The 11,291-nt window shown below is 47.3% G+C and carries 10 protein-coding genes and 1 pseudogene; 9 read left to right on the plus strand and 2 right to left on the minus strand.

Features of this window, described 5'->3' with window-relative positions:
• The 5 genes and pseudogenes from ACTHSP_RS12890 to hisD form a co-directional block, all read left to right on the plus strand.
• Positions 1 to 67: pseudogene (locus tag ACTHSP_RS12890) on the plus strand (SCO family protein); the annotation flags it as partial.
• A gap of 83 nt (positions 68 to 150) precedes the next feature.
• The gene (hisG, locus tag ACTHSP_RS12895; protein ID WP_036473098.1) at positions 151 to 804 is read left to right on the plus strand and encodes an ATP phosphoribosyltransferase; all 654 of its coding nucleotides are present in this window, start codon (positions 151 to 153) and stop codon (positions 802 to 804) included.
• A 48-nt stretch (positions 805 to 852) separates the two neighbouring features.
• Complete coding sequence (nfsA, locus tag ACTHSP_RS12900) at positions 853 to 1,578, plus strand: oxygen-insensitive NADPH nitroreductase (protein ID WP_314513485.1); 726 nt, start codon at positions 853 to 855, stop codon at positions 1,576 to 1,578.
• Between the two features lie 177 nt (positions 1,579 to 1,755).
• The gene (locus ACTHSP_RS12905) at positions 1,756 to 2,295 is read left to right on the plus strand and encodes a hypothetical protein (RefSeq protein ID WP_314513484.1); all 540 of its coding nucleotides are present in this window, start codon (positions 1,756 to 1,758) and stop codon (positions 2,293 to 2,295) included.
• A gap of 48 nt (positions 2,296 to 2,343) precedes the next feature.
• Positions 2,344 to 3,636, plus strand: coding sequence for a histidinol dehydrogenase (hisD, locus tag ACTHSP_RS12910; RefSeq protein WP_440346225.1), 1,293 nt, complete (start codon positions 2,344 to 2,346; stop codon positions 3,634 to 3,636).
• A 107-nt stretch (positions 3,637 to 3,743) separates the two neighbouring features.
• On the opposite strand, the gene ACTHSP_RS12915 is transcribed toward hisD, so the two are convergent.
• The gene (locus ACTHSP_RS12915) at positions 3,744 to 4,625 is read right to left on the minus strand and encodes a prephenate dehydrogenase (RefSeq protein WP_314513482.1); all 882 of its coding nucleotides are present in this window, start codon (positions 4,623 to 4,625) and stop codon (positions 3,744 to 3,746) included.
• Between the two features lie 296 nt (positions 4,626 to 4,921).
• Between ACTHSP_RS12915 and ACTHSP_RS12920 the strand changes: the two genes are divergently transcribed.
• The 4 genes from ACTHSP_RS12920 (at position 4,922) to ACTHSP_RS12935 (ending at position 9,914) form a co-directional block, all read left to right on the plus strand.
• Positions 4,922 to 5,416, plus strand: coding sequence for a MarR family transcriptional regulator (locus tag ACTHSP_RS12920; protein ID WP_004521040.1), 495 nt, complete (start codon positions 4,922 to 4,924; stop codon positions 5,414 to 5,416).
• A 49-nt stretch (positions 5,417 to 5,465) separates the two neighbouring features.
• Complete coding sequence (locus tag ACTHSP_RS12925) at positions 5,466 to 6,872, plus strand: efflux transporter outer membrane subunit (RefSeq protein ID WP_314513481.1); 1,407 nt, start codon at positions 5,466 to 5,468, stop codon at positions 6,870 to 6,872.
• Positions 6,873 to 7,095: 223 nt separating this feature from the next.
• Positions 7,096 to 8,286: an HlyD family secretion protein gene (locus tag ACTHSP_RS12930; RefSeq protein WP_314513479.1), complete on the plus strand. Its 1,191-nt coding sequence runs from the start codon at positions 7,096 to 7,098 to the stop codon at positions 8,284 to 8,286.
• Between the two features lie 101 nt (positions 8,287 to 8,387).
• The gene (locus tag ACTHSP_RS12935; protein WP_314513477.1) at positions 8,388 to 9,914 is read left to right on the plus strand and encodes a DHA2 family efflux MFS transporter permease subunit; all 1,527 of its coding nucleotides are present in this window, start codon (positions 8,388 to 8,390) and stop codon (positions 9,912 to 9,914) included.
• 42 nt (positions 9,915 to 9,956) lie between these two features.
• Here the strand turns inward: ACTHSP_RS12935 and thrB are convergent, their stop codons facing one another.
• Positions 9,957 to 10,874 carry a homoserine kinase gene (thrB, locus tag ACTHSP_RS12940; RefSeq protein ID WP_314513475.1) on the minus strand — a complete coding sequence of 306 codons (918 nt, stop codon included), beginning with the start codon at positions 10,872 to 10,874 and terminating at the stop codon, positions 9,957 to 9,959.
• Between the last annotated feature and the right edge of the window lie 417 nt (positions 10,875 to 11,291).

Here is an 11,291-nt window from a genome sequence, read left to right on the forward strand (position 1 = left end):
GGCGATTTTCTCGCCTTATGGCAGCGAGCCGGAAACGATTGCGGCTGATGTGAAAACTTTATTGTAAAACCGTAGTTGAGGCCGTCTGAAATGGGTTGTGGATTTCAGACGGCCTTCTTGCTTTATGATACGGCAAAGGAGAAGAACAAAATGACCGACACACTTTTAACGATTGCTTTATCCAAGGGGCGAATTTTTGAGGAAACCCTGCCGCTGTTGGCCGCCGCCGGTATTGTGCCTGCAGAAGAGCCGGAAAAGTCGCGCAAGCTGATTATTGGTACGAATCATGACAATATCCGTTTGGTAATTGTGCGCGCGACCGACGTGCCGACTTATGTTCAATATGGTGCGGCGGATTTCGGTATTGCCGGTAAGGACGTGCTGATTGAGCATGGCGGAGATGGCCTGTATCAACCTTTGGATTTGCACATCGCTTCATGCCGCATGATGGTTGCAGTTAAAAAAGGTTTTGATTACGCCGCCGCTTCCAAACCCGGCAGCCGCTTGCGGATTGCCACTAAATATCCCGACATCGCCGCCGAACACTTTGCCGATAAGGGCGTGCATGTGGACATCATCAAACTGTACGGCTCGATGGAGCTTGCGCCTTTGGTCGGTCTGAGCGACGCGATTGTCGATTTGGTTTCCAGCGGCAATACGTTAAAGGCCAATGGTTTGGAAGCTGTGGAACATGTGGCTGATATTTCCAGTCGCTTGGTGGTCAACAAAGCGGCCTTGAAAACCAAATATGCGCTGTTGAATCCGATTATTCAGGCATTTGAAAATGCCGCTAAGGCCGTCTGAAAAGTTTTTGGCAAAACCTGTCTGCCAACCCAGTTTGAAAGCCCCGTCATGATGCAAAGCAAACCGACACTCGATACGATTCTTTCCCATCGTTCCATCCGCAGGTTTACTTCCGAACCGATTACCGATGAAATCCTCGATACGCTGGTTCGCGCCGGACAACAGGCTTCGACTTCCAACAATCTGCAATGCGTTTCCATCATCCGCGTATCCGACCTTGCGCTGAGGCAGGGGATATATGAAGCGGCAGGAAGCGCACCTTATATTGTCCATTGTGCGGAATTTTTATTGTTTTGCATCGATTTCTCTAAACACAAGGCAATGTTTCCCGATGCGCAAATTGATTGGGCGGAGGTAACCCTGATTGGCTCGGTCGATGCAGGCATTATGGCGCAAAACGTATTGCTTGCCGCCGAATCGCTTGGGCTGGGCGGCGTGTATATCGGCGCGTTGCGCAATAATGCGCAAAAAGTGTCGGACGTATTGAATCTGCCGGATTATTGCGTGCCTTTGGTGGGGTTGTGCCTCGGTTATCCCGATCAAGACCCGCCGCTCAAACCGCGCCTACCTAAGGAAATGGTGTATGCCGAAAACGCCTGTCCGAGCCTGAATGCCGAGGCGGTTGAAGCCTATAATCAGGCAGTGGCGGATTATTATGAGTTACGCAAGGGTAGCCCGATACCTTGGAAGGAATCGCTGGCCAAAACCTTGGGCAATCCTGTACGGCCGCATATGTTGGCGTTTTTGCAGAAAAAAGGTTTTTTGAAAAGATAATGTTCAGACGGCCTGTGTGTGGCTGAGGCCGTCTAAACATAAGAACTGGAAAAGAAATACATAAAAATAATTCTCAGTTGCGCTGGTTAAGTAGGTCTATTCCAATCGGTTTAAGTGCTTGGGATAAACAGAAATGACTTCATAGCTGATGTTGTTGAGGAAGAATAGAGAGATGCGATGCTTCAGATATTTAAGCGGTTATTTAGTAAAAAATCCCAAAAATCTCAAGAGTGTGAGTCAATACTTCCCCGTAATCGCTTTGCGGATCTAGATTTTGAGCGAGTGTTGAAGTCTGGAACTTGTTATCGTGTTGATGAAGAGGGTCGCTGTGTTGAGGATGGTAAAATCACATTATTTGACTTTTCTGTAGACTTTGCAGAATTTGAGTTAATAGGAGCTTTCAAAATTGAGGAGGAAGATCAGTTTCAGCAACTATTAGCTCATTTAAATAGTTTTGACAATGTCATTCAGTCCTATTTGGAAAGCGAGATGCAGAAGCCTATCCCACAGTATGCGAAGGATCTAGGTTATACTCAGAAGAGGTGGGAAAAAACCTTTTACTTTCATCCTTGGATATTAAGTTGTGAGGAAAATCCGCCTAATCTTCAATATCTTGCTGATTATGTAAATAATGGATTTACGGTCTATTTTGCTAAAAAACATGGCAGATGGAAGGTATACTGGGATGAAAAGTGCCAAAACGTGATCAAAGAATAACTAGGTAGGATTTTCGTAGAGATATAGAAACAAGGAAGAGAGCAAACCATGAAGAAACTCGACACCCAATCCCCTGATTTTCAAGCCGAACTCAAAGCGTTACTCGCTTTTGAAACCGCGCAAAACCCTGAAATCGACCGTATTGTTGCCGACATCTGCGCCGATGTTCAAAAACGCGGCGATGCGGCGCTGATTGAATACACCAACCGCTTTGACGGTACATCCGCGCAAACCATTGACGATTTAATCCTGACGCAAGACGATTTGCAGTCTGCGTTTGAGCGTTTGCCTGAAAACATTCAGACGGCCTTGAAAACGGCCGCGAGACGGGTGGAAAGCTACCATAAACACCAAAAAATGGAGTCGTGGACTTACGAAGATGAAGACGGCACGCTTTTGGGTCAACAAATTACGCCGCTTGACCGTGTCGGTATTTATGTTCCGGGCGGTAAAGCTGCTTATCCGAGTTCCGTCATCATGAACGCCATGCCTGCCCACGTTGCCGGCGTGAAAGAAATCATTATGGTCGTTCCCACTCCGAAAGGCGAGCGCAACGATATTGTGTTGGCGGCTGCTTTTGTGGCTGGTGTAACCAAAGTGTTTACGGTCGGCGGCGCTCAGGCGGTTGCGGCTTTGGCTTATGGTACGGAATCTGTGCCTCAAGTCGATAAGATTACCGGCCCGGGTAATGCTTTTGTCGCTGCGGCCAAACGACGCGTGTTCGGCGTGGTCGGTATCGATATGGTGGCAGGGCCGTCTGAAATTTTGGTGATTGCCGATGGTACGACGCCTGCCGATTGGGTGGCCATGGATTTGTTCAGTCAGGCGGAACACGATGAAATTGCACAAGCGATTTTGATCGGTACTTCTCAAGCGTATTTGGACGAAGTTCAGACTGCCATGAACCGTTTGATTGAAACCATGCCGCGCCGTGCGATTATTGAAGCTTCATTGGGCAATCGCGGTGCAATGATTTTGGCTAAAGATTTGGACGAAGCCTGCGAAATCGCCAACTATATTTCTCCAGAGCACTTGGAACTGTCGGTCGAAAATCCGCAAGCGTGGGCGAAAAAAATCCGCCATGCAGGTGCGATTTTCATGGGGCGCTATACCAGTGAAAGCCTTGGCGATTATTGCGCTGGCCCCAACCACGTTTTGCCGACCAGCCGCACGGCGCGTTTCTCTTCTCCTTTGGGAACATATGATTTCCAAAAACGCTCCAGTCTGATTCAGGTTTCGGAACAAGGTGCGCAGAAGTTGGGTAAAACCGCCAGCGTGTTGGCGCATGGCGAAAGTTTGACCGCGCACGCCAGAGCGGCTGAGTTCCGTTTGAAAGACTGAGTGAAACGTTAAAGTCGTAAGAAATCTAAAAGGGCATCTAAACAGATGCCCTTTTTATTGTGATGAAGATTTTAGCTGAGAAGGTGTCAGGCCGTCTGAAAACAGGTTTAACGGTTTTTCAGCCAGTCATTACGCATTTGTGCGGCTTCTTCAAAATAGCGGTAAAGCCCGGTTTTGTTGCCGTCTGAAAGGAGTTGTTCCAATTTGGATAATTGTTCTTTCAAATCTCCGGTCAGTTTGAGCAGGGCAGGGCGGTTGGCCATGCAGATGTCTGTCCAAACGGCAGGATGGCTGGAAGCGATGCGGGTAAAGTCACGAAAGCCGGTGGCGGCATAGGGGAGGTAGTCTTTGCCGTGCGGATGGTCAACCAAAGCGTGGACATAGGCAAAGGCGGCCAAGTGCGGCAAGTGGGAAACAGCGGCAAAAATATTGTCGTGTTCTTCGGCACTCATGGTCGAAATTTGCGAACCAACCGCCTGCCACAGGCTTTTCAGCCGTCTTAGGCAGTCTGAAGCCTCTTGGCCGTGTAGCGTAATAATCAGGCGGCTGTTTTGAAACAAACCGCAACGCGCGGATTTTGCCCCGCTTTGATCCGAGCCGGCAATCGGGTGGGTGGCAAAACATTGCGGTAGGCGGTCGGATAAGTGGGTGCGGAAGGCATTGAGTGCCGATTGTTTGGTGCTGCCGACATCGGAAACGCATGCGGTGTCTTTTAAGAAGGGCTTGATGTCGCGGCATACGTCAGGCAGGACGGAGACCGGCGTGGCAATTAAAACCAAATCGGCATTGCCGATGCTTTCGGCGCAAATATCCGGATAGGCATGGTCGATGATGCCGCATTCGAGTGCGTAATTGAGGTTGTCGGCATTGGTGTCGATGCCGGTAATGGTTTGCACCAGTCCCAAGCGTTTGAGGTCGAGCATGAACGAACCGCCGATTAAACCGACGCCGATAAGGGTGATATGGGGAAAAAAGGCGGAAGTGTTCATGGTTTGAATCCGGTACAAGTGGAAAAGCTTATTTTAATCCGTTATGGAGGTCGTCTGAAAGTTGTCATCAAGGTTTCAGACGGCCTTTTTTATGGTCGGATTCTCATGATTTAGGCATAGAAAAATCCGTTTAGTAGGATCATGTAACCGATTATCAGATTTTCATACACTAAAATAATCATCTGAATTAGTATAACGTCTTAAAGTAAGTAATTGGTATCTTAAAGTAAATTATTACATCATATTTTATTTTGATTGATATCGAATAAAATAATTCACTCAGAAAGAAGGAATTTATGAGTTTTTCACAAACCGAATTAGTCAACGCAATGCGTTTGCTTTCTACCCGTCTGCCGCAGTTTCCAGAGCAGCAAAACCAAGTATCCCGCATGTTGCGCATTGTAACCGAACGTTTGAGCAGCCATTTGAACGAAAACCTGAAAGCGTTCGGCATCAATGAAAACCTGTGGTTTTCCCTGATGGCGGTTTACGTCAGCCCAAACAGCGAAATCCTGCCTTCGCGCTTGAGCGATCTGATGGACTTGACGCGCACCAGTGCAACACGCCTGTCGGACGACATGGTTGAGCGCGGCTGGGTAGAGCGTTATATCAATCAGAAAGACCGCCGTCAGATTGTGCTAAAATTGACCCCTTCGGGTGAGACCTTCATCCACGAAGTATGGCCGCAAATTGCCCGTCAGAGCGGCCAAGCGTGGGAAGATTTCACGAAAGAGGATTATGATACGCTGCAACACCTATTAGGTAAGCTGTTGAACCGTTTGGGCAATTGACAACAGACGGCCTGATGGTCTGCGGCAGGCACACATAAACGGAGTCTGTATGAAATTAGGTTTGGTCAAATCAAGCGTATGCGTTGCCGCTGTTTCGCTGTTGGCGGCATGTGCGCCGTTCGGCAAACAGTCGCCTTTGGATGAGACAACAGCCTATCCGCTGCCGCAAGGCCAATCTGCCGCTACTGCCCAAGACGGTTGGTGGATGAAGCTGAAAGATAAAAAATTAAACAATTTGATTGCTTCTGCCATTCAGACATCTACCAATCTGCGTGTCGTCAAAGCAAGGTTTGAGCAGGCTCAGGCGCAGCTGGGCGTTGTAGGAGCCGCAAACAAACCGCAAGTCGGCTTGGGTGTAACCGGTATTGGTACCTATGTTTCACCCAAACCTCAAGCCGGTATGGTTGATTCCGACCATACATTGGTTTTGGCGAACGCAGCCTTGCAAGGCAGCTTGGTTTTTGACTTTTGGGGTAAAAACCGAGAGCAGATTCAAGCCGTTTTGGGAAAAAGCCGGGCAGCAGTATATGAAGCGCAGCACATCCGCACCGAGTTGGCTCATGCCGTTGCTGCCCAATATTTTGCGTGGCAGATGGCGACAGAACAACTGGCTTTGCTGGATACGCGCATAGAGCTGGCGGATAAAGCATTGAAACTGATGCAACAACGCGTTAAGGCGCAGCTGGCTCCTGCCGATGCCTTGCACGCTCTGGAAATGGCGCAACAGCAATTACAGCTTGAAAAATCGGCATGGACTCAGAAAAATGAGAAAATCCGCAACAGTCTGGCAGTGTTGACCGGCCGAGTGCCGGGTGCATTAAATGGACAGGTTCCGGAAAAAATGGCGGCTGTGCCGTCATTGCCGGTTAGCCGTATTGAAGCGGATTTGCTGGCGGCCCGTCCTGATATCGCGGCACAAAAAGCCTTGCTTGAAGAGAAATGGCATATCGTCAAATCGACCGAGGCAGAGTTTTACCCAAATATCGAGTTGAAAGTTTTGGCAGGTATGACGCACATTGATGCGTTCAATCTGATTCGCGGACGGACTTCCGGTATGTTGGGCATCGTTCCGGCTTTGAATCTGCCATTGTTTACTTCCGGTGCGCTACAGTCTAAATTGGCGGGCAAACGTGCCCAGTATAATGAGCAGGTTGCCGTGTATGACCAAACTGTTTTGAATGCCATGCGTTCGGCAGCAGATGCTGTAGTCGACTATCAAAGCCTGAAAAGTCGACAAGATACTTGGAATAAGATGGTCAATATCGCGGATAAATCTGTGCAAAATGCGAAAGGACGTGTTCGTGCAGGCTTGGATAACGGCTTGACCGCCTTGCAAAAACAAGACGAGGCTGCGCGTACAAAAATGTCGGCGGTTCAATACCATGCAGAATATCTGACAGCTTGGAGTAACCTCAATGCCCAGTTGGGCGGAGGCTTTAAATTAAATAAGAAATAAACGTTTTATTAAAACGTAGGCCGTCTGAAAGTAATTTCAGACGGCCTTTTGCTTACCTTATTTACATTTGCTACCGGAAGAAATTATTGTAATGAATAGAGTGTAACTATAAAATATGACCCTTTAGCGCGTTAAATGCGCGTATTGGGTTGAGGGTGGAGCCAGCAGCCTGGGGCAAGACAATAATATCGTTATCACATGTACAGAATTAAAGTTGGGACTTATGGATACTCAATCAGAAAAAAATAATGTCCAAAAAGAAACGGAAGTAGCCGCTTCCGGCGCTAAAACGCATCGCAAACGTAATTTGGTTATCGTTACACTCCTATTTCTTATTACGGCGGCCGTAGTTGCTTTGGCGTATTTTCTGTTTTGGCAGCATGAAGAAGAAACGGAAGATGCTTATGTGGCCGGTCATTTGGTGATGATCACGCCGCAGGTAAACGGCACGGTTCGCAAAGTCATGTATGACGATACGGATGTCGTGAAAAAAGGCGATGTGTTGGTGGCTTTGGACGATAGCGATTTTCAGCTGGCATACGATCGTGCGCAAAATGAATTGATTCAGGCCATCCGTCAAAACAAACAGCAAACTGCGGTCAATTCAAAAGCCAAAGCGCAAGTGTTGTTACGCAAAGCCGATTTGGCCCGTGCGCAAGCCGATTTGCGCCGCCGTGAATCTTTGGCGGGTACGGAAGCGGTTTCAGGTGAAGAACTCAGCCATGCTCGCGCCGCTGTGGTTCAGGCTCAGGCTGCATTGAAAGCGGTTGAGGCAGAAGAAGTTTCTGCTCAGGCAGCGTTGGGCAGTAATATTCCTCTGCGCCAACAACCGGCAGTTCAGACGGCCATCAGCCACATTAAAGACGCTTGGCTGAATTTGCAGCGTACGCAAATCCGTTCGCCGATCGGCGGCCAAATTGCCAAACGAAATGTCCAAGTCGGCCAACGTATCGTGCAAGGTACGCCGATGATGGCCGTTGTGCCTCTGTCTGAATTGTGGGTGGATGCCAACTTTAAAGAATCGCAACTGCGCAAAATGAAAATCGGCCAGCCTGTTGAAATGACAGCCGATTTGTACGGCAGCAAAGTGGTTTACCATGGCAAGGTAATGGGCTTGTCGGCAGGTACGGGCAGTGCGTTCTCATTACTGCCGGCGCAAAATGCAACGGGCAACTGGATTAAAGTCGTTCAACGTGTGCCGGTGCGTATCAGCTTGGATGCTAAAGAATTGCAACAAAATCCGCTCCGTGTCGGTTTGTCGATGACTGTTAAAGTCGATATTGCCGAGAAGGGCAGCGGTAAAGCCATGACTGCCGAAGCGGAACAGAATACTGCCTTGCCGGAAACGGAAAGTGTGGATTGGAAAGCCGCCGATGCTTTAGTCGATAAAATCTTCGAGCAATATGCAAAATAATCTTTTCAGACGGCCTGAGTCTTTTATTGAAGGCTCAGGCCGTCTGAAATATTGATTCTCTTCAATCGACCGCTTTGGCGGTTGTCTTATAGTTTAAAAATATGAATTATCCGCCGTTACAAGGGTTTAAGCTGGTGTTGGCAACGTTGGCGCTCAGCTTGGCCGTATTTATGGAAGTCTTGGACAGCACCATCGCCAACGTCGCCGTGCCCGTTATCGCAGGGGATTTGGGTGCGGCGACCACGCAGGGCACTTGGGTGATTACCTCATTTGCCGTAGCCAATGCCATTTCCGTCCCCCTGACCGGCTTTTTGGCCAAGCGGTTTGGCGAGGTTAAAATCTTTATTGCTGCCGTGATTGGTTTTGTCGTAACGTCATGGCTGTGCGGTATGGCGCATAATCTTCAAGCCTTGGTTTTTTTCCGAGTGTTGCAAGGCTTTATCGCCGGGCCTTTGATTCCCTTGTCCCAAAGTCTTCTGATGGCTTCCTATCCGCCCGAAAAACGAACATTGGCATTGGCTTTATGGGCGATGACTGTCGTTGTTGCCCCTGTATTGGGACCGATTTTGGGCGGTTGGATTTCGGACAACTGGCATTGGGGATGGATTTTCTTTATCAATATCCCAATCGGGGTTTTATCCGCCTCCATTGCTTGGAAACAGCTTAGACACAGGGAAACCGAAATTATTAGGGCGCCAATCGATTATGTCGGGCTGGTGTTGATGATTGTCGGTGTCGGCGCATTGCAAATGATGCTTGATAGGGGCAAGGAATTGGACTGGTTTGCCTCAGGAGAGATTATCGTTTTGGGCGTTACCGCTTTGGTGTTCCTGACATATTTTATTGTTTGGGAGTTGGGTGAGAAATACCCGATTGTCGATTTGTCATTGTTTAAAAATAGAAACTTCACGATAGGCGTTGTTGCTACATCGTTGGGCTTTATGGTTTATATGGGCACATTGACTCTGCTGCCTTTGGTGTTGCAATCAAATCTTGGCTATACCGCTACTTGGGCAGGTTTGGCTGCTGCACCGGTGGGCTTCCTGCCGATTATTCTGTCGCCGATTATCGGTAAGTTCGGTAATCGCGTTGATATGCGCTTATTTGTCAGTGCCAGCTTCTTGGTGTTTGCCTATACATTCCATTGGCGAACCGATTTCTATGCCGGTATGGATATGAGCAACGTCGTTTGGCCGCAGTTTTGGCAGGGTTTAGGCGTAGCCATGTTCTTCCTGCCTTTGACCAGTATCACCTTGTCGCATATGAAAGGCAATCAAATTGCCTCGGCTAGTAGCCTGTCTAACTTCTTGCGTGTCTTTATGGGCGGTGTCGGAGTGTCCGTTGTCAGCACCATGTGGGAACGGCGCGAAGCTCTGCACCATACTCAGCTAACCGAACATATTAATTCATTGTCCTCAATCAGCAACCAATCTATTCAAGGCATGATGGCCAATGGCCTGAGCAAAGAGCAAGCCCTGGCTGCGATAAATAGTACTATTTCCCAACAAGGCTTTATTATTGGCTCAAATGAAATCTTCTTGGCAGGCAGTATCATATTCATCAGTATGATTCCCATTATTTGGCTGGCAAGACCTCCGTTTAGCGGTTCCGGCGGGGGAGGGCATTAGATAAAAGGCCGTCTGAATTTCAGACGGCCTTTTATCTATATATTATTTAAGACTCAAGAGCAGATCCCTAAATGCATTTGGATCTTTAATAAACGTCATTTCTCCTGATTGAGGGAAATGGAAATCAAGTAGGCGCGATACCCAAAAACGAATACATCCGGCTCTTTGTGCAGTAGGGAAATATGCGCGTTCTTCATCAGATAATGGACGTACGCTTTCATAGCCATGGATAAAGGCATCATAAAGGACAGGGTCTAATTTGTTATCAGCTGTTCGTGCCCAATCGTTAACCGCAATTGCCAGGTCGTACATAAAATTACCGTTGCATGCATAATAGAAGTCGATAAAGCCGGAAACTTCATCTCCATTAAGCAATACGTTGTCCTTGAATAAATCAGCATGGATAATACCGGAAGGCAAATGCTCTCCTAGATTTTCATCTAAAGCAGCAATTTCAGATTGAAGCAGTGTGGCATCCTCGGAATCTAAAACAGGTAGCAATTGGGTGCAGGCATCATGCCACCAGTCATCATAACGAGGATTTTTCATTTTTAAAGGAAAGTCTTGACCTGCTAAATGCATTTTGGCCAGCATAGCACCGGTATGAAAACATTGAGTCTTAGTTGGCCAACCGGTATCTGAACCATTCAAACAAGTAACCAAACAAGCCGGTTTTCCGGCCAAAATAGAATGCAGTCCGCCATCTTTACGAGCAATCGGAGCAGCGCAGGCAACACCATTCAGACTTAAATGCTGGTTGAGTTCTAAAAAGAAAGGCAGTTCATCTGATCTTAAAACCTCAAAAACAGTCAATACATAACGACCGGTTGAAGTAGTCAAAAAATAATTACTATTAGTAATTCCTTGAGCAATCCCCTGCAAAGAAACAAAATCTCCCAAATCATATTGCAGTAGGAAATCACGCATTTGAGCGTCGGAAACGCTGGTATAGACAGACATAGCAAACTCGAGGCTGATATAAAAGAATCAAGGAAACATCATACCAAAAAACAAGCGTCAACAATATAAATTAAATAATAGGTTAAATTCAAAAGGCCGTCTGAAAGAGCATTTCAGACGGCCTTTGTTTTGTATTTTTTTGTATGTATGGATTATGTAGAAAGGTTGCTGGAGTTTTTTATAAAATAAAAACCCTGTTAAAACAGGGCGGTGGTTAAATTTCTAGAAATAATTTTGCGAAAGGTGTTGACTGGTTTTGTTGGTAGGCGTATAGTTCGGTTCTTCGCTGCTGACGCGGTGAAGAAAACGAAGCAGACAGTATAACACAGTTGGTTGAAATTTTCGATAATTTTAGTTGACATTTGCTAAATGTACTGTATAATTCGATTCGCTCTTTAAAAAACAGATTACCGATAA

This window comes from Neisseria sp. P0001.S005, assembly GCF_051963715.1.

What these genes read in the sequence shown, in the direction of transcription:
- ACTHSP_RS12920 (WP_004521040.1), top strand. Translation starts at nt 4,922, where the DNA reads ATGAGTTTTTCACAAACCGAATTAGTCAACGCAATGCGTTTGCTTTCT.
- thrB (WP_314513475.1), bottom strand. Translation starts at nt 10,874, where the DNA reads ATGTCTGTCTATACCAGCGTTTCCGACGCTCAAATGCGTGATTTCCTA.
- ACTHSP_RS12925 (WP_314513481.1), top strand. Translation starts at nt 5,466, where the DNA reads ATGAAATTAGGTTTGGTCAAATCAAGCGTATGCGTTGCCGCTGTTTCG.
- ACTHSP_RS12905 (WP_314513484.1), top strand. Translation starts at nt 1,756, where the DNA reads ATGCTTCAGATATTTAAGCGGTTATTTAGTAAAAAATCCCAAAAATCT.
- ACTHSP_RS12935 (WP_314513477.1), top strand. Translation starts at nt 8,388, where the DNA reads ATGAATTATCCGCCGTTACAAGGGTTTAAGCTGGTGTTGGCAACGTTG.
- hisD (WP_440346225.1), top strand. Translation starts at nt 2,344, where the DNA reads ATGAAGAAACTCGACACCCAATCCCCTGATTTTCAAGCCGAACTCAAA.
- hisG (WP_036473098.1), top strand. Translation starts at nt 151, where the DNA reads ATGACCGACACACTTTTAACGATTGCTTTATCCAAGGGGCGAATTTTT.
- ACTHSP_RS12915 (WP_314513482.1), bottom strand. Translation starts at nt 4,625, where the DNA reads ATGAACACTTCCGCCTTTTTTCCCCATATCACCCTTATCGGCGTCGGT.
- nfsA (WP_314513485.1), top strand. Translation starts at nt 853, where the DNA reads ATGATGCAAAGCAAACCGACACTCGATACGATTCTTTCCCATCGTTCC.
- ACTHSP_RS12930 (WP_314513479.1), top strand. Translation starts at nt 7,096, where the DNA reads ATGGATACTCAATCAGAAAAAAATAATGTCCAAAAAGAAACGGAAGTA.